Annotated in this window: 13 protein-coding genes and 1 tRNA gene; 5 read left to right on the top strand and 9 right to left on the bottom strand. The window is 47.3% G+C overall.

Going from position 1 to position 17,275, the window contains the following annotated elements:
• Window positions 1–537, bottom strand: coding sequence for a dCTP deaminase (gene dcd, locus GWC95_RS14505; RefSeq protein ID WP_161819436.1), 537 nt, complete (start codon window positions 535–537; stop codon window positions 1–3).
• Between the two features lie 69 nt (window positions 538–606).
• Between dcd and GWC95_RS14500 the strand changes: the two genes are divergently transcribed.
• Window positions 607–1,245, top strand: a complete 639-nt coding sequence (locus GWC95_RS14500; protein ID WP_161819435.1) for a 4'-phosphopantetheinyl transferase family protein — start codon at window positions 607–609, stop codon at window positions 1,243–1,245.
• Here the strand turns inward: GWC95_RS14500 and GWC95_RS14495 are convergent.
• The 4 genes from GWC95_RS14495 to GWC95_RS14480 all read right to left on the bottom strand — a co-directional run bounded on the left by GWC95_RS14495 (window position 1,242) and on the right by GWC95_RS14480 (window position 5,293).
• Window positions 1,242–2,354 (bottom strand): hypothetical protein, encoded by a 1,113-nt coding sequence (locus GWC95_RS14495; RefSeq protein WP_161819434.1) that lies wholly within the window; start codon window positions 2,352–2,354, stop codon window positions 1,242–1,244. The genes GWC95_RS14500 and GWC95_RS14495 overlap by 4 nt on opposite strands.
• On the bottom strand, window positions 2,347–3,453 hold the full coding sequence (locus GWC95_RS14490; RefSeq protein ID WP_161819433.1) for a hypothetical protein: 1,107 nt from the start codon (window positions 3,451–3,453) through the stop codon (window positions 2,347–2,349). Before GWC95_RS14490 ends, GWC95_RS14495 begins: the two co-directional genes overlap by 8 nt.
• The gene (locus tag GWC95_RS14485) at window positions 3,446–4,690 is read right to left on the bottom strand and encodes a DUF2130 domain-containing protein (protein ID WP_161819432.1); all 1,245 of its coding nucleotides are present in this window, start codon (window positions 4,688–4,690) and stop codon (window positions 3,446–3,448) included. Before GWC95_RS14485 ends, GWC95_RS14490 begins: the two co-directional genes overlap by 8 nt.
• Window positions 4,691–4,792: 102 nt before the next feature.
• Entirely contained in the window at window positions 4,793–5,293 is a 501-nt protein-coding gene (locus GWC95_RS14480) for a GtrA family protein (protein ID WP_161819431.1), read from the bottom strand.
• 59 nt (window positions 5,294–5,352) lie between these two features.
• Between GWC95_RS14480 and argS the strand changes: the two genes are divergently transcribed.
• Together argS and GWC95_RS14470 are read left to right on the top strand one after the other, a co-directional pair.
• Window positions 5,353–7,140: an arginine--tRNA ligase gene (gene argS / locus GWC95_RS14475; RefSeq protein ID WP_161819430.1), complete on the top strand. Its 1,788-nt coding sequence runs from the start codon at window positions 5,353–5,355 to the stop codon at window positions 7,138–7,140.
• A gap of 124 nt (window positions 7,141–7,264) precedes the next feature.
• Window positions 7,265–7,350 (top strand) — tRNA-Leu (locus tag GWC95_RS14470).
• A 104-nt stretch (window positions 7,351–7,454) separates the two neighbouring features.
• Here the strand turns inward: GWC95_RS14470 and GWC95_RS14465 are convergent.
• The 3 genes from GWC95_RS14465 to GWC95_RS14455 form a co-directional block, all read right to left on the bottom strand.
• A complete protein-coding gene (locus GWC95_RS14465) occupies window positions 7,455–8,210 on the bottom strand; it encodes a hypothetical protein (protein ID WP_161819429.1) in 756 nt (251 codons plus the stop codon).
• A gap of 183 nt (window positions 8,211–8,393) precedes the next feature.
• Window positions 8,394–10,571 (bottom strand): right-handed parallel beta-helix repeat-containing protein, encoded by a 2,178-nt coding sequence (locus GWC95_RS14460; RefSeq protein WP_161819428.1) that lies wholly within the window; start codon window positions 10,569–10,571, stop codon window positions 8,394–8,396.
• Window positions 10,572–10,660: 89 nt separating this feature from the next.
• Window positions 10,661–13,204: a DUF5686 and carboxypeptidase-like regulatory domain-containing protein gene (locus tag GWC95_RS14455; protein ID WP_161819427.1), complete on the bottom strand. Its 2,544-nt coding sequence runs from the start codon at window positions 13,202–13,204 to the stop codon at window positions 10,661–10,663.
• A gap of 294 nt (window positions 13,205–13,498) precedes the next feature.
• On the opposite strand from GWC95_RS14455, the gene dnaK reads away from it, so the two are divergent.
• Window positions 13,499–15,406 (top strand): molecular chaperone DnaK, encoded by a 1,908-nt coding sequence (gene dnaK, locus GWC95_RS14450; protein ID WP_161819426.1) that lies wholly within the window; start codon window positions 13,499–13,501, stop codon window positions 15,404–15,406.
• Between the two features lie 101 nt (window positions 15,407–15,507).
• On the opposite strand, the gene GWC95_RS14445 is transcribed toward dnaK, so the two are convergent.
• On the bottom strand, window positions 15,508–15,801 hold the full coding sequence (locus GWC95_RS14445) for a hypothetical protein (RefSeq protein ID WP_161819425.1): 294 nt from the start codon (window positions 15,799–15,801) through the stop codon (window positions 15,508–15,510).
• Window positions 15,802–16,162: 361 nt separating this feature from the next.
• Between GWC95_RS14445 and namA the strand changes: the two genes are divergently transcribed.
• Complete coding sequence (gene namA / locus GWC95_RS14440) at window positions 16,163–17,275, top strand: NADPH dehydrogenase NamA (RefSeq protein ID WP_237722167.1); 1,113 nt, start codon at window positions 16,163–16,165, stop codon at window positions 17,273–17,275.

The raw sequence follows: 17,275 nt of genomic DNA, 5'->3' as shown, positions 1-17,275 counted from the left end.
TTAGAAACTATTCTTCCACATCATGCTTTCCACCGGCATATTCGGTTGCCCGCTGTATTTGGCGTTGCCTTTCTGGTTGTATTTTACTTCGATGATGCCTTCTACGGGAAAATAGATGAGCTGGCCGATGGGCATGCCCTTGTAAATGCGCACGGGTTGCTTGCAGGAGATCTCAAGCGTCCAGTTGCCGCAGAAGCCCACATCGCCCTTGCCGGCAGTGGCATGTATATCGATGCCCAGGCGGCCCGTTGACGATTTGCCCTCGAGAAATGGAACATGCGCATGCGTTTCGGTATACTCTTCGGTAACGCCTAGGTAAAAAACATGCGGCTGCAAAACAAAACCTTCATCCGGGATTTCGAAGTGGGTGATCTTGTTGTGTTTTTTTGCATCCAGCTCAGCATCCACGTAAGTGGCAAGGGTTTTGCCCAGGTGTACATCGTAACTGTTGCTGCCAAGATCGGCGCGGTTGTACGGTTCGATCTTGATCGTTCCCTTGGCCATTTCTTCGAGAATGCGTGTATCTGTAAGGATCATTCGGATGATTATTTATGAATTGAATGCAAATAAATCTTAAACCTGCAATGTAATTTCTAAATTTACGCTGTGCCGCTGTTTTATCAACAAGATATCAACTTAACCACGAAGCTGGGTGTCTGGAAGATCGAGGAACCCGAATCTTTTTTCCTCAACGCCGTACCTGTAAAACGGGAGATCACACACCCGCACAAACGGTTGCAGCATCTTGCCGGCAGGTACCTGCTCCTTTTCCTGTTTCCCGATTTTCCGCATGCCGAGATCATGATCGCCGACACGAGAAAACCTTTTCTTCCCGAGGAGCAATACCATTTCTCCATCTCGCATTGCGGTGATTATGCAGCGGCAATTGTGAGCAGCTCGCAGCGCGTGGGCATAGATATTGAAATGATCACACCGCGTATTGAAAAGATCAAACACAAATTCCTGCACGCAGACGAACTGCTTTTTGTGCATTCGCACGACCTGCAACAACAGGTTCCGCTGCTCACTTTGTTGTGGAGCGCAAAAGAATCTATGTTCAAATGGTGGGGCAATGGTGATGTTGATTTCAGCGAGGTATTGCGCACCGAACCTTTTGCTTTTAATGATGGGGGCATCGTTCCATCAACATTTTCGAAAGATAATACACATGTACCGCTCGATATTCATTTTCACATGAGAGATGGCCTGAGCCTGGCCTGGATCGCAGGCGAATCGCCCCGCTAGAAATGAGGGTAGGTATCGCGAAGATGGTTTTCCACTTTTGTTTCTGACAAATACAAATATTTACCTTCTTCTTTTTTCAGAACATATTCATTCCAGAAATGAACATCGTCCATGGTTACAGATGGATCCATAACATCGTAATCGTTTCCCCAATCAGACAGGCCCGCAAGGTTTTCCTGGATCTCAGATAAACCAGGCTCTTGCGGCGTTCTTGTTGCCGGGTAGCTCCATTCGTATATTTTTTGTTCTGCAGGGATGTGAAGAAAATAGTACAAACGCGAGTGTTTGTTTTTATCGGTAACCCCTGCCACCGCCATCACGTACGCTTTGTTTTGGGGGTAGATCAATGGATAAGCGGGCCCATAAGATGGATACACCCAACTGAATTCATCTGCAAACTGGTCCTTTAACATCCGGAAAAAAGGAATAAAAACGGACGAATTAATGTATGCTTCGTATTCCCTGTTCAGTTTTTCTTTCAGTTCCCATTTTAAATGTGCCACCGGTAAAGGCATGCCCACATACGGGCGCAGGTTTGGTGATTGCAGCTTTGTTACTTTCGGAAGCTGGTCGTACGAAGTGCGTTGGATGTAATCGGCAACCGTAACACCGGTATCCGAAAGCGTTTTGTTTAACAGGTCGATGTCTATCATCTCGTAGGTTGGCGGAAGGGGTGCTGTCCATTCCGGGGTTTCGATCTCGTTGCGCAGATCCGATACATGGTTGCCAAGGGTTTCCATTGTATCGAAATAGGCCACGTCTTCTGTTACATACCATTCCTTTTCAAAATAATAACCCCTGAAAAAAACGGTGGCGTATTCGAAAACACCTTCTGCAATAGATGTTTTAAGATCAGGTTCGAATGGATTGTGCCCGGTCCACGACCCGTTTCTCTCCTGATCGTCTTCATTTCTTTTTTGTCCAACCCTGGTAGTATAACTCTTTTCATGGAGATGCATCTCAAACAGTTCATTGAACAAGTCGCTCTTAACCGGAACAACTGTGTACGCAACGAAAAGGTCGCCGGTCTTGTTGAAGACCACTTCCTGCAAACCGTTCAGCAACTGTTCGTCGTATCGGTTGTATAATATGCGTTTGGCATCAATCATCAAACCGGCTTTTTGTTTTTGGCACCAGCAGGAGGTTTTTCTGCAAGGTTTGTTTCAACTGCATCTTTACGAGCTGGCCCATCGTTTTTGCCCGTTTGTAATACGCGGTATTGTTGAAGTATTCTGCCAGTTCATTTTTAAGCTGTTCAAATTTTTCCCGGGTTGAAATGGGATCGGTTGCCATAATATCCAGGATCTCTTTCACCCTATACCGCGCGGAGGCAAGCCTGAATGTCATCATCGTTCTTTCTTCTGCCTGGTATTGCGCAATGGAGTCTTTGTCGAGGTGGCGGATCACAATATCAACCAGCGCCTTGTTCTCTTTAAAAAACTGCGGCAGGTACAGGTTCTTTCTTCCTTCGTACGATTGCTGGTCAAAGTCGATGGCGCGTATGCGGTATTGGAAATCTTCGATATCGGGTGTGATGTTCACAACAAAATTATACGACCGCATATCGCCCAGCAAATGCACAAAGCAACGTTCGTTGAATTTTACAAACTCCTTTGCGAGGCGGATGAGGTTGGTGTTCGGGTCTTTCAGGTAATCGCTGATGAACACATCGCCCGGAATGCCGGGCACATGTTCTTCTATCAATGTATTCTTATCTGTAAAATACAGCATCCGGTTGGGCGAGAGCAAATGCTCGAGTTCCAATCCATAGATCCTGCTGGCATCTGCCTGCTTGATGTAATAATGATCGTAGTTGTCGTTGAATTTATTTACAATGCGGATCCTGAATGGCTGGCTGTTTCCGAAATAACAGAAATCAATTCTCGCCACATCGAGGTGGTTGATGAAGCTCATATCCCCCTCTGTTTTCAGGATCGCATAAATGCGTACCAGGTTTTCCCTGAGAAATTCCCATTCGCGCATGTCGTACGTGGCTTTTTCCCATGCCGTGTCTTTGCCGAACTTGTCTTGCAGCGGCACAGTATACGTAAACCTTTGCAGGTCCTGGTAGCTTACAGGAAGTTTCACCTCTCTTCCGTAATTCACCAGGTACTGGCGCAGTGCGGGATGAACGGGGAAGATGGGTTTTTTCCTCGATGGTTTTTCTGCCTGGTTGCTGCCCGTTGTATTTTCGAAACTGTTATTCATTCTCGCCTTCCTCGAGCAGGTTGATCTCTTTTATTTCCAGGCCGCCTATCCCTTTTACATCACCCAGAAAGCCCATTGAATTATGGAGCATGATCTGTAATTGTTTCTCGCGTTCTGCCCAGTCTTTGCTCACCCTTATTTTTTCTTTGGTGATCTGTTTCTGCATGTTCATGTAAGTAGTAATGATGGCTTCCCATTTTTGTTTGAACTCATTACTCGTCATGTATTTGTACAAGGTTTCTTTTTTGTCGCTTACATTGTCCAGCACCCTGGTGGTTTCATAATGTTTGATCAGGCTTTCCCGCAGGATGCTGGCCACCAGTTTTACATCTGCAAGGCAACAGATCCAGATACCGTCTTTCCTGCCAAACCTGTCTACGTCTTTCGGAACGGTTTGCGTTACCAGCACCGCGATGTCTGCATTGCCTTTCTGTGTATCTTCTTTCAGTTTGTCTATCCATTTATCGCTCCAGTTCTTTGCGCGTTTGGTTTCCCACACAATAACGCCGCAGGATTTCCGCAGCTCGTTGCGTACTTCCTGGATGATGTCGCCGCCTTCTTCCCCTTTTTTTACTTCGCGGATATCGTCGTTCGAAAATTCCGTTTTGAGCAGTGTTTCCAGCGTGAGCTCCAGTACTTCTCCCTGCAGTTGTGTGCTGCCCTGCTCGCCTTTGCGGCGCATTTCTTCAACCAGTTTTTTCTGGTCCTCGAGCTGTTTGTCTTTTTCCTTCAGGCGCAGCAGGAATTCCTGTTCCTTCATGCTCAATTTTTCTGCCTCGTCTTTTTGCAGTTGTTCTTTGAGCCGCTCGCGTTCTTCCATCAACTGGCGTTGAAGGGTCAATTCAAGTTCTTCTTCTTTTGTCTGCAGCATTTTTTCTTTCTGCAGGAACTCGAGTTCTTTTTTGCGTGCCTCTCTTAATTTCTCTTCTTTTTCCTGGTCGCTTTGCTTGAGCAGTTGGATCTGGTTCTCAAAATCGCTGGCCATTGATTTCCGGATGGAAGATTCGAGCTCGTCTTTGAGCCTCTTTTTTTCCGCGTCTATCTGTTTGCGTGTTTCTTCTTCTTTGGCTTTGAGTTGCTGGTCGAACAGTTGTTCCCTTTTTTTAAACTCTTCGTCTTTCTTTTTCCGCCATTCTTCCATTTTGCCGCGCAGCTCATTTTCAATCTGAACGCGGGTAGACTCCCCGGGTTCAAATTCGGTATTGCAGTTTGGGCATGTGATCTTATAATCTGCCATTGTCTTGTTTTTTACAAAGTAAAGGGGAAGCGGGCAACCAGGAAAACGGGGTTACTGGATGAACGATGGTACGCCGGGTTTCCAGCCTGTGATCCCGGATGCTTATCCCGAAACCGCTCCTTTGAATGTATAATTCTTTTGTGTAAGATAACTGAAAGCCACCACAAAAAAAGTGGTGACGAGTTTGGAAGGAGTGGGGTACCATCCGAACACGTTCACAAACAGTTTCAGGAAGCCATAGTTCAGGCAGAGGCATCCCATTACCACCATAAAATATTTTTTCAGCTGCGCCCTTTTTGAAACAGATGTTTCCTGGAAAACCACGTAACGGCTCAGGTAGAACCCGATCGGGAACGTAATGCAGAAACTGATCAGGAACGCGGCAATGTGCGCGCCGATGGTAATGGAGTAAAAGTGCACATCCTGTTTGTAGAGGATGAAATTGTACGAAACAAAGAACAATGAAATATCCAATAACGTATTAAAACCGCCGCAGGCGGCATAACGGAAAGTCTGCAACGGCATCACCCGCCTGAAAATCGGGTAAAACAGGTCCACCATATTAAGTATGAGGCCACGGATGGTATCATGCAGCTTTCGCATAAAGTGGCAACGAAGGTAGCGCTTAAATGGTTACTTTTGCGAGCCGAAATTGTTAAGAAATGAGCGTTGTACAAAAGATAAAAGAGGTTACTGCCACTGCCATCCACCAGTTGTATGGCATTGAGTTACAACCCGCAGATGTGCTGGTGAATGCCACCAAACCCGAATTCGAGGGGGATTATACCGTGGTGCTTTTTGCCTTCATCAAACAACTGAAAAAGTCTCCCGATGCTTTGGGGGCGGAGCTGGGCGGACACATTGTTGCCACCAACCCGGACCTGTTTACAGGTTTTAACGTGATCAAAGGTTTCCTGAACCTGTCGGTGGCAGATGCTTTCTGGCTCACCTTTCTCCACGAAAATTACAGGGACGATTCATTCGGAAACGCACCGGCCAATCATGAAAAGGTGATGGTGGAATATTCATCGCCCAATACCAACAAGCCTTTGCACCTCGGGCACCTGCGCAACAATTTCCTGGGAAGAAGCATTGCTGAAATATTGAAGGCAACGGGTAATGATGTGGTGAAAACATGCATCGTTAACGACCGCGGCATACACATCTGCAAAAGCATGATCGCCTGGCAGATGTTCGGCAACGGCGAAACGCCCGAAAGTACCCATACAAAGGGGGACCATTTTGTGGGCGATTACTATGTTAAGTTCAACAACGAATACAAGCGGCAGACGGAAGAGCTGAAAGCCGCGGGCAGATCGCAGGAAGAGGCCGAGAAAGAAGCGCCGGTAATGAAGGCCACGCAGCAGATGCTGCTCGATTGGGAGGCTGGAAAACCCGAGGTGATGGATCTCTGGCGCAGGATGAACAGTTGGGTGTACGAAGGATTTGACGCAACCTATGAAAGAATCGGAAGCGATTTCGACAAGATCTATTACGAAAGCGATACCTACCTGCTCGGAAAGGACCTCGTGGAATCGGGTCTTGCCAAGGGCGTTTTTTACCAGAAACCGGATGGCAGCGTTTGGATCGATCTCACCGCGGATGGGTTGGACGAAAAACTGGTGAGAAGAAAAGACGGCACTTCCGTTTACATTACGCAGGACATAGGCCTTGCAGAACAGAAACAAAAAGAATTCAACGCCAGCCAGAGCATATACGTAGTGGGGGATGAGCAGAACTACCATTTCAAGGTTTTGAAACTCATCTGCCAGAAACTCGGCCTGCCTTCTGCAGATGGAATTTACCACCTCAGTTACGGCATGGTGGAATTGCCAACCGGTAAAATGAAAAGCCGCGAAGGAACTGTTGTTGATGCCGACGACCTTGTTGCAGAAATGGTGAACATCGCGAAGCAGAAAACCGAGGAGCTGGGTAAGGTAAAAGATTTTACAGAGGAAGAATTGAAAGAATTGTACGATACCATCGGGCTCGGCGCCCTCAAATTTTTCCTGCTGCGGGTAGACCCCAAAAAGAAGATGGTGTTTAACCCGGAAGAAAGCATCGATTTTCATGGGTTCACCGGGCCGTTCATCCAGTATACACATGCGCGGATCAAAAGCATCCTGCGAAAGACAAGGGAAAATACGGATCACCTGATCGGCCACCTGCAAACGGAAAGCCTGTTACCGCTCGAGAAAGAACTGGCGATCCACCTCGAGATGTACCCATCGGTACTTAAGGATGCGGCCACCGAACACGACCCCTCAAAAGTGGCGATCTATGTATTCAATCTTTCTAAAATATTTAATTCATTCTACACGGAGCATTCGATTGCCAACGCGGAGAGCGAAGAAAAAAAGATCCTCAGGCTCCAACTGGCACAGCTCACGGCCCAGGCAATTAAAAACGGGATGGGTGTGCTGGGGATCAGGGTGCCGGAAAGGATGTAACGGGGATTTCCGTTTTGGATCCACGGCCTTTTTGCGGGCCCGGAACCGCCAGAAAAAAACAGATTTTACCCAGATTACTGCTCTTTTTTTTGATCCTTTCCCCTACATTTGCATTCCCAAAGATGCGAAGGTGGCGAAATTGGTAGACGCACTACTTTGAGGTGGTAGCGCCTTTTACCGGGCGTGGGAGTTCGAATCTCCTCTTTCGCACTTATTTAAATTGAAAGCCTGTAATCATTACAGGCTTTTTTCTTGCCCGGGCGGCAGGGTTCGACGGTTTGGTTTTTTCCGCTGTTTCAGTAGAGCATTGTTTTTTAATTCAAATAGTAGCTAAGCGACAGTCCAATACCAAATCCCATCGAAAATTTACTCCTGTTCCCTTTTCCTGTTTCTTCCGGAAAAGTGTCGTCCGTTTTCCAGATGTCGAAAACGGGCAGGGAGAGCGAGGGGCCGAGGCTCAACTGATCCCCAATATTTTTTGCCAGGTCTATTTTTGCCACAACTGATGTCGCGAAATATTTAAAAGCGTTCTTATTATAATCGACACTTCCGCCAGGGTTATAAGACAGTTGATAATACTGGCTGTAGGTAAAATAATTTTTTAGATCGCCCGCCAGCCTTACGCGAAAGCCGTTTTTGAAATTCAATTCTCTTTCCAGCCCGACGGTCACATCAATCGTATGATACCAGTATTTGTCCGTGAGAAACGCGATCAGCAGAGGGCTTGGGTAATTGATTTCCCTGGTTACGCTGTTGCCAAACGAAGTGTTGCGACGGGTTATTTTATTGAAAGCATATTTGTAGTAACCAAGCCCCGTTCGCACCGACCATATTTTTGAAACACTTCTCTTGTAAAAAACATCAAAACCCCATCCCGAACCTTTTATGTCAACAAAATCCGTACTGGACCTTCCACCGATAACATAAGAGAATTGAGGGTATTTATCAAATCTGAGAAATGGCGTAAGCTCCAGCGAATTTTTCACCTGCGCACGCGCAGCAGTGGTAACCACAAACAACAGCAAAAAAATCAGCGAGAATTTACCGCAATTAGACTTTTTTAAAGGCATGGCAAAAAAATGTGTTGACTAACATTAATTAAATTGCAGAAAATATAGCCATGGGGGAGTGGTTTAAAGATAGAGCGAAAATATTTACATATACAAAAAAACAAATAAATAATAAAATATTTCAGGACAAGTGTTTGGAGGTTTGTGCGCGACGCAAAACCTTGCGGATAGTTACTGTTGCGGTCACCTTGAATGCTCAACAGGATCCATGTAAAACTGCAGGCTCGCCAACCCCTTATTTTCCGCATGCACAATTTTGAAATCGTGCATGCCCTTGTTCAACCTGATCGTGGCCCGGTGGTGCGTATTCTCATCAAGCTCCGTGTATTTACTGTTCCATGCATCGATCACTTCTTTGCCATCGATGAATAATTTTACATAATCGTCTGCAGTAATACCAATATTGTATTCGCCTGCTTCAAGCTCCATGGCCGTAGTGGCAACCGTAGCAAAAGAATCTGCCGGCAGGTTTTTCCCGATCGCGCCCCACCATATGTAATCCGGTTTGTCAACCATACTTGTATACGCCGGTTGCGCCGCATCGAATAAACCCGCAAACTGGTTGTAGTCTTTGGAAGGGTCGTGTGCGGCTTCCCATTTGTAAAAACGTACATCCCATTTCGAGGTCGGTTGAAATTCATGGTAGGCAAATGTGTGCGCTGCAGTGCTATCCATCTTTTTCCCGAAAACATCTTTGTACGAGGGCCCATTGTATTTTAAGACGATGTTCCTGTTAGCAATTGTTTTGTCAACGCGCGCCTCGATCACGGAAGGAAATCCTCCGTCTCCTTTGTTAACAACCGTAAACCCGTTTGTGTGCTCCAGCTCCCAATTTCCTTTGGGTCCCAGTATTTCGAAATGATACAGGCCGGTACTGTCCACATTTTTCAGCCAAACAAGCGGGTAGTTGAAATCATAAGGGCCCCATTCTGTAATGCGCATTTCCTTTTTACCCTGCGGGAAGACCATTGTTGGCCTTGCCGTGTCTTTGATGGTTTTCAAACGCTCGTCTTTCTGGTAATCCATATCCAGCAATTCATCTTCCCGCGAAGTATCGATCTCGCTTGTTCTGTCGCCAAGCACGAGGTTTTCCTTCACATTGAATTTTGTATTTCCGCTGAATGCCACCGTATCTGTGCCCATGATGTCGAATGCCTTGTCGTTGCCCGTAAAACGGTTCACCGCTATCCAGTAATTGCGGCTGTCGGTGTTTCGTTTTTTTGCATAGATCCAGTCCTCGGGTTGTTTTTCGCGCGACCACAGCTTTATTCCCGTCTTGTCGTTGGTAAAACTATTGAGCACGATGTTCATATCCTGCCCATGCTCTATGGCAATGCCTATGCGGTTGTTCTCAAAAAGATTGTCGGTGATGTCGGTCTGGTAACTGTAACCGCCCCAGATGCCGTGGTCGCACTCTTTCACCACATTTTTCATGATCAGGTTGCTGCTGAAGGTTACCTCGATGCCGTTGGTGGGTGCGTATGAAAAATCGTTTCCATAAATAAAATTATCGTTGCAGCCACCGGAGCCGGTATCCATTGTGGTTTGTCCTGCCCAGAGAAAAAAACCATCGCCGCTGTGCGTGGCCGAGTTGTAGGCAAAGATGTTGTTGCTGCTTTGTTCAAATACAAGAATACCGGCACTGTCTTGCCCGCGGTTGTATTTTCCGAAATGCACACCGCGTATGTTGTAATCGATCCGGTTGTGGTAGATCTTGTTATTGCTGCTCCTGTACAGACCAATGCCGATGCCGGAGTTGAATGCAAACGTATTGTTGTTCACCTGTATCTTTTCACAACGCACCATCATCAATGCGCATTGGCCGCCGGTAACCGTATTGTTGGTGATGAACGACCGCGTACAGTTCTTCAAATAAATAGCGGCGCCATAACGCAGCCACTCATCGTTCTCGTTCTTGTGGTAGCTCATCCAGTCGCTGATGTCTTCACGCTCGCGGTTGCTTTTGAGTTGCTGCCGCCAGTTGTAACTCAGGTCGCAGTTTTCGATGGTGATGTTTTGTACGCTGTCTGCCATTACCGCCACTTTGTACCCGTGCACTTCTGCATTTTTCAACGTGATGTTCTTCGATCCTTTTTTGATAAGGATGGCAAGCCCGTAAAACTCATCCGGGCGGCTTTTGTCGTTCGACCCCTGTAAAACAGCATGGTTGAAATCAACGGTGATGTTGCTTCCTTCAATTATGATCAATGGTTTTTGCAGCTCTTCCGGTGCATTCAATGCATAACGGTTCGCATGGATGGTAACGGAGCTTGTGATCACCATGCCTGCTTTCAGGTCAACAGCAGCGGCAAACAAAGCGGCGTGTATGAAAAGAAGGAGGGAAGTAAGGAGAAGTTTCATGTATTAAAGATACAGAAACTGCTTTTTTACATAATACCGTATAGACGATCCGGGAGAGATGTTTCCCGGCCGGTATCGCTCTACCCACCTTAAAACTGCAAACGCACACTGCCGAACACGCCAAAATCGTTTGTGTTTGATTTAAACAGGTTCGGGTTTAGTCCCGGCGGGATATTGCGCAGCGGTGCATTTCTCCACACAAGGTCGATGCGAAGCAGTTTGAAAATATTTTCAAAACCCGTTCCTATCTCTGTGTAGAACCCGCCGCGCAGTGAACGCTGGCGGTACTCGTAATAATAATCCTGGATGTTGAGCTTGCGATTGGTTTCCGAAAGATCGCCCCAAACCGCTTTCACGTTCCAGAACTGGCGCATGTTCGATTTGCGCATGAAAGGAAGAAGGTTGAGCAATTTCTTTTCTATGTTATGCTCGATATTGATACCTGCATAATGATCGCTGATGTATTCAAAACGGTTCATCAGGTTAAACGATTGCTTGTTGTAGTAGTACACTTCGTTACCCGGGTGAATTTCGAGCAACATAAAAGGAAGCGGCTCCGGCGTCATCACCCCGCCGCCGTACAACATGTAGTTGATCTTGCCCCAGCGCGGGATGCGCGTAGCGTGCGTGATGCTTGCGGCCAGTCTTGTATAGCTGTAATCCGATTTGAAAAGATCCTGCACGCCAAAAGCGATCCGGCCCTCAAAAACCGGCATATTGCTTTTCAGTTTGATCTCCTTGCGGTGGCGCGAGAACGTGCGTTCTCCCGGCGCATACCTCAGTTTGAAACCCGCCTCGGCATTCGTAATGTGTTCCTGCGAAATACGGCTGAACAAGGTACGGGCGGCCGGTAAGGGCTGGAAGGTTTCATAAACGCTGCGTGTGAAGAAGGGTTGTACAGAGAACTTGTTCTTCCACTCTTTTGTTACTGCAAATTTCAATTCATCAACACCGAGGAACTTCTGCGGCACTCCTTTTCTCCGTATGAGCTGGCTGAAAATATTATCCGTGGTGATGTCTTCATCGTTGTACCGTGTCCGCCCATTGTCAAGATCGTGCGTATATGAAGCGAAAAGGGTGATGCCCTGGTCGCCGGGTAATTTATAAGTAACATCGAACCGCCCTTTCAGTCTTGCATCCTTAAAGCCATAGGCGAGGTAACCGTGGAGGCGGAGGTTTTTGCTGAATTCTTCGGTGGTACCAAGATCAAAGCGCATGCGTATCTTTTCAAGCTGGTTGCCGCTGATCCATTTGTACCAGGGGCCGATCTCTATCTTGCCAAACTTCTTGTGCCCGTCAAAAACAAAGGTGAGTATCTTGGTGTATTTGATAAAAGCGGGAATGGTTTTGATCGTGTCCATCATCTTGTACACTTTCTTTTCATTCACCGAAAGGTCTTCGTGTCTTTCTTTTTCCCAGAACTGCTTGTCTTTGTCGCGCGCATTGTCTGCAACAACCACTTCTTCTTTCTGCGCATTCATTGCGAGCCGCTGCAAAATGGAAGGATCGTTCACGCGAACATTCTTATAGGTACTCGTTCTTCGTGCAATGAAGGATAATTTCTCCTTGCCAAAAGGGGTGAAATCGATCACCGTTTTGTCTTTCGAAAACATCCACGCACTGTCTGCCCCCATGCGGAACTCCTGCACAATGCTCAACCTGTTTACATAGTTGATGTCTGCTGTTTGAGAGATGTTGAGGTTGATGCTGTAAATGCCCCAGTTGCCACCATGGATCCAGCAGTCGCCGGCAAATGTATTTTCCCCTTCGCGCTTTGGTGTAAACAGCAGGTGCAGGTAACGCTGCCCGGCGATGTATTGTGTATCGGCGCCTTTGTAGTTGTAATATTTGTCGCCGAAATCGCTGAGCGGACTGATGAATTCTTTCCCCAGCGCGTTGGTGAAATTTTCGTACACATTCACTTTCTGGTTGATGCCGCCAATGAACTGCAATACGCTTTCGTTCTTCATGCCGTCTGTTTTGGCGGCCTTGATCTCTTCGCGTACGCGGTGCGGATCTACGGAGTAATAGTAGTCGGAGAGCGCCTCCGTCATGTACATCGGCAGAAAAGGCTTGTGGTCTGATGTGCTGTCGATGTTATCCAGCAGGAAAGCAAAGGGTTTGAGCAGTTTTTTATCTGTAAAATACCGTTTGTTCACGTTGCTCATATCGAGCTCCATCTTACTGTATAGTTCGTAGGCGTAGCTGGTGTATTTGTAAGGGTTGTTGGTCTTTTTGTGCGTAACCACGTTCCGCCACCAGCGGAGGCCTTTGCTGAATTTTGATTTTACTTCCACGGCGCTGCCCTGTTTCAGGTCGCGCATCACCATTTCAATCTCTGCAGTGTCCTTTGCGTTGTTGCGGAATGGTTTGAACACATCGGCAAAGCCCACATAACTTACCACGAGGGTATCGATAAGGTTATGGCTCACCCTGATCACAAAATGCCCGGAACTGTCGCTGTTAACGCCAAAGCCCGCTTTCTTCCAGTAAACGCTTGCAAAAGGAATGGGTTCTTTGGTAAAGTCGTTGGTTACTTTACCGCGGAGATTGGTACGCTGCGCCCACGACGAACTGCACAACAAAACGACACAAAACAGCAGGGTTAGCCGGCACATTAAAACGGTTCTCATCAATCTCACTATAAAAGTACACAAGGGGGTTAATCGGTTTTTGCCGGATAGTGGATTTAGGGGTGAATCTTCAAAGTTAGGTGGTGTGGCTTTCCAGCTACATTAAGATGTGCTTTAAAACTAAGGATTAAAGGGCTTTGATCGGCAAAAACTGCCAGAAATCTTGCTTTTAACAGACCTTAACTGTAAGAATGAGGACGAGCGTGCAGTTGGGCTGACATTTTTGCACGTTTTCTGCGGTGGCATGAGGATTGACTGCATATAGGAGATTAATTCATCAGAAACTCAAAGATTATGGGCAAAATAATTGGAATCGACCTTGGTACAACGAACAGTTGTGTGGCCGTTATGGAAGGTAACGAGCCGGTAGTGATCGCCAACGATGAGGGCCGTAGAACTACGCCTTCGGTAGTGGCGTTCTTAAAGAATGGGGAGCGTAAAGTGGGCGATCCTGCCAAAAGGCAGGCCATCACCAACCCGCACCATACCATCAGCAGTGTGAAACGTTTTATGGGTCGCCGTTACGACGAAGTGACCGAAGAGATAAGCCATTGGAGCTATAAGGTTGCCAAAGGTGACAATAATACGGTTCGTGTAGCGATCGAGGACCGGTTGTATACACCACAGGAGATCTCGGCGATGATTCTTCAGAAAATGAAGAAAACGGCGGAAGATTACCTGGGGCAGGAAGTTACCGAAGCGGTGATCACCGTTCCGGCTTATTTTAACGACGCGCAGCGCCAGGCAACCAAAGAAGCCGGCGAGATCGCAGGATTGAACGTGCGCCGTATCGTGAACGAGCCAACCGCAGCAGCATTGGCGTATGGGTTGGATAAAAAACACGCCGACCAGAAGATCGCCGTATTTGACCTGGGTGGTGGTACGTTCGATATTTCCATCCTCGAACTGGGCGATGGCGTATTTGAAGTAAAATCAACCAACGGTGATACACACCTGGGTGGTGACGATTTTGATAAAGTGATTATGGACTGGCTCGCCGACGAATTCAAATCGCAGGAAGCGATCGATCTGAGAAAAGATCCGATGGCATTGCAGCGTTTGAAGGAAGCGTCTGAAAAAGCGAAAGTGGAGTTGAGCTCTTCTTCAGAGACAGAGATCAACCTCCCTTACATCACAGCAGTAGACGGAGTTCCCAAACACCTTGTGCTGAAACTGAGCCGCGCAAAATTTGAGCAGTTGTCGGACAAATTGTTCGCACGCTGCCTTAAACCATGCGAAGAAGCATTGAAAGATGCCGGATACACAGTGAATGATATCAACGAAGTGATACTGGTGGGTGGATCAACAAGGATCCCTAAAGTACAGGAGATCGTAGAGAAGTTCTTCGGCAAAAAACCAAACAAGGGTGTAAACCCGGATGAGGTGGTTGCACTGGGTGCGGCTATCCAGGGTGCGGTATTGAGCGGTGATGTGAAAGACGTATTGTTGCTCGACGTAACACCATTGAGCCTTGGTATCGAAACCATGGGCGGTGTGATGACAACAATGATCCCTTCGAACACCACCATCCCTACCAAGAAAACAGAGGTATATTCTACCGCGAGCGATAACCAGCCAGGCGTACAGATCCATGTATTACAGGGAGAAAGGCCGATGGCGAACCAGAACAAGAGCTTGGGTATGTTCAACCTCGACGGTATTCCACCGGCACCACGTGGCGTTCCGCAGATTGAAGTAACATTTGACATTGATGCGAACGGTATGTTGCATGTAAGTGCGAAAGACAAAGGCACCGGTAAAGAGCAGAAGATCCGCATCGAGGCAGGAAGTGGTTTGAGCAAAGAAGAAGTGGAGAAAATGAAGGCAGAGGCGAAAGCTAATGAAGTAGCGGATAGGGAAGCGAAGGAGAAAGTTGAAAAGGTCAATGCTGCAGACAGTATGATCTTCCAGACAGAAAAACAGATCAAAGAGTTTGGCGATAAGATCCCTGCCGATAAAAAAGCACCGATAGAAGCGGCTCTTGAAAAACTGAAAGAAGCGCACAAGAACCAGGACCTCGCGGCAATTGATACGGCTATGGCAGAAATGAACACTGCATGGACGGCTGCCAGCGAAGAGATCTACAAAGCGCAGGCAGACGGCGCGGCCCAGCAACAACCCGGAGCCGGCCCGCAAGGCCCGCAGGAGGGTGCGCCCAAAAGCAACGATGTAGAAGATGCGCAGTTTGAGGAAGTGAAATAAGCATCTGGATGAAGTAGATCCAGGTTTGGACACGAATAGATAGCAAAGGCTCTCACGAAAGTGAGGGCCTTTTTGTTTCGAACAATGGCCTGGGCGCGAGACTATTTTTTTAGCAGAAGCGTGATAAGCATTAGAACCAGCGCCACAAAGATCCTGATCATCCAGGCCTGGCCCTTTGTGGTGAGGCGTTCAATATCTAACCTCAAACCAGAAATCTCCTGGGTAAGTTCAAATTTCAAATCTTTAACGTCTTCCTTTGTAGCCAACAATTTTGTATTGTTATCATTCGAATCTTTTAACCTGGAATCTACAAAATCAACCAAAGCTTCGGCCTCACTGGTCCCCAGCTTCTTTTTTAAGTTTTCGTATAACTGTATGTTTGTTGATGCCGTCATTTTCTATTTTTTAGTGTGTGCAGAGATCCGGCTTAAAACCTATTTTTTAAAACAAGCGTGACGAGGTAAGGAAATGCCAGATAAAAATTTCCAACATGCAACGGTTGTTTTCGGCGCAGCGAACCAGGGTTGCCTGGTTTCTTTGCCATAGTAGTGGGTTCCGTATAATTAATTTGCGTTGACATAAGGGCCGCTTTTATATCCACAAAACTAGAACCGAAAGATCATTCCTTACCAGGTGTTTATACCTGATTTTTACCGTTTATTGTTTTGCGTAATATCGCAGTGAAATTAATTCAGCCACACATTCTTTCAATGATTCTGACCTGACCGTATTCCAATCTTAGTGAACAATATTCCGATGAAAGCAGTTATACTTGTTCAATCATTCACCCAACTCAATTATACCATGGCAAAGCTGTTCGAACCCTTGACAATAGGATCCATCACTTTAAAAAACCGCATTGTTGTTTCCCCGATGTGCGAATATTCTTCGGAGGATGGTTTTGCAAACGACTGGCACCTGGTTCACCTCGGAAGCCGTGCGGTTGGCGGTGCGGGACTGGTGATTACCGAAGCCTGTGCCGTATCGCCGGAAGGCCGGATCAGCCCTGCGGATCTTGGTATCTGGAAAGACGAGCACATCACTGAACTGAAACACATCAACAGGTTCATCAAAAAGCACGGCGCCGTTCCCGGTATCCAGCTCGCGCACGCGGGAAGAAAAGCGAGTTGCGCAGAGCCGTGGAACGGTGGACAGCAAATTGACCCCGCCAAGGGCGGCTGGCAGGTGGTTGCGCCAAGCACCATTCCCTTCAAGGAAGGAACCATGCAGCCCGTTGCGCTAGATAAAAACGGCATCGATAAAGTGATCACCGATTTTACCAATGCTGCAAAACGTTCGCTGGATGCCGGGTATGAAGTAATAGAAATACATGCGGCGCACGGTTACCTGTTGCACCAGTTCCTTTCCCCCTTGAGCAATACAAGAACCGATGACTACGGCGACAGCTTTGAGAACAGGGTGCGCCTGCTGTTCGAAGTGGTGGAAAACATCAAAGAGGTATGGCCGGCCCATCTTCCTGTGTTCGTGCGCATATCTGCCACAGACTGGAGCGAGGGCGGTTGGAACATTGAGGAATCTGTAAAACTGTCCAGTCTCCTGAAAGAGTCCGGCGTTGCCTTGATCGATACCTCGAGCGGGGGAAATATAGGCCATGCAAAAATCCCGGTGGAGCCAGGCTACCAGGTTCAGTTTGCAAAAGAGATCAAGGAAAAGACAGGTATCCTGACAGGCGCCGTAGGGCTCATCACCGGTGCGCAGCAGGCCGAAACCATTTTGCAAAACCACGAGGCCGATCTCATCTTCATTGCAAGGGAACTGTTGCGCGATCCGTACTTCCCATTGCATGCAGCATCCGAATTGCAACACGATGTTGAATGGCCGCTGCAATACCAGCGTGCAAAAAAATAA

Source organism: Sediminibacterium roseum (assembly GCF_009939005.1).
Taxonomy (GTDB): domain Bacteria; phylum Bacteroidota; class Bacteroidia; order Chitinophagales; family Chitinophagaceae; genus Sediminibacterium; species Sediminibacterium roseum.
Note: the sequence above shows the minus strand (reverse complement) of the source record. Positions and strands in the feature narration are given on the sequence as shown.

Bases quoted from the DNA above. Each gene is read 5' to 3' on its own strand.
- dcd (WP_161819436.1), bottom strand. From the start codon at position 537: ATGATCCTTACAGATACACGCATTCTCGAAGAAATGGCCAAGGGAACG.
- GWC95_RS14495 (WP_161819434.1), bottom strand. From the start codon at position 2,354: ATGATTGATGCCAAACGCATATTATACAACCGATACGACGAACAGTTG.
- GWC95_RS14490 (WP_161819433.1), bottom strand. From the start codon at position 3,453: ATGAATAACAGTTTCGAAAATACAACGGGCAGCAACCAGGCAGAAAAA.
- GWC95_RS14485 (WP_161819432.1), bottom strand. From the start codon at position 4,690: ATGGCAGATTATAAGATCACATGCCCAAACTGCAATACCGAATTTGAA.
- GWC95_RS14480 (WP_161819431.1), bottom strand. From the start codon at position 5,293: ATGCGAAAGCTGCATGATACCATCCGTGGCCTCATACTTAATATGGTG.
- argS (WP_161819430.1), top strand. From the start codon at position 5,353: ATGAGCGTTGTACAAAAGATAAAAGAGGTTACTGCCACTGCCATCCAC.
- GWC95_RS14465 (WP_161819429.1), bottom strand. From the start codon at position 8,210: ATGCCTTTAAAAAAGTCTAATTGCGGTAAATTCTCGCTGATTTTTTTG.
- GWC95_RS14460 (WP_161819428.1), bottom strand. From the start codon at position 10,571: ATGAAACTTCTCCTTACTTCCCTCCTTCTTTTCATACACGCCGCTTTG.
- GWC95_RS14455 (WP_161819427.1), bottom strand. From the start codon at position 13,204: ATGAGAACCGTTTTAATGTGCCGGCTAACCCTGCTGTTTTGTGTCGTT.
- dnaK (WP_161819426.1), top strand. From the start codon at position 13,499: ATGGGCAAAATAATTGGAATCGACCTTGGTACAACGAACAGTTGTGTG.
- GWC95_RS14445 (WP_161819425.1), bottom strand. From the start codon at position 15,801: ATGACGGCATCAACAAACATACAGTTATACGAAAACTTAAAAAAGAAG.
- namA (WP_237722167.1), top strand. From the start codon at position 16,163: ATGAAAGCAGTTATACTTGTTCAATCATTCACCCAACTCAATTATACC.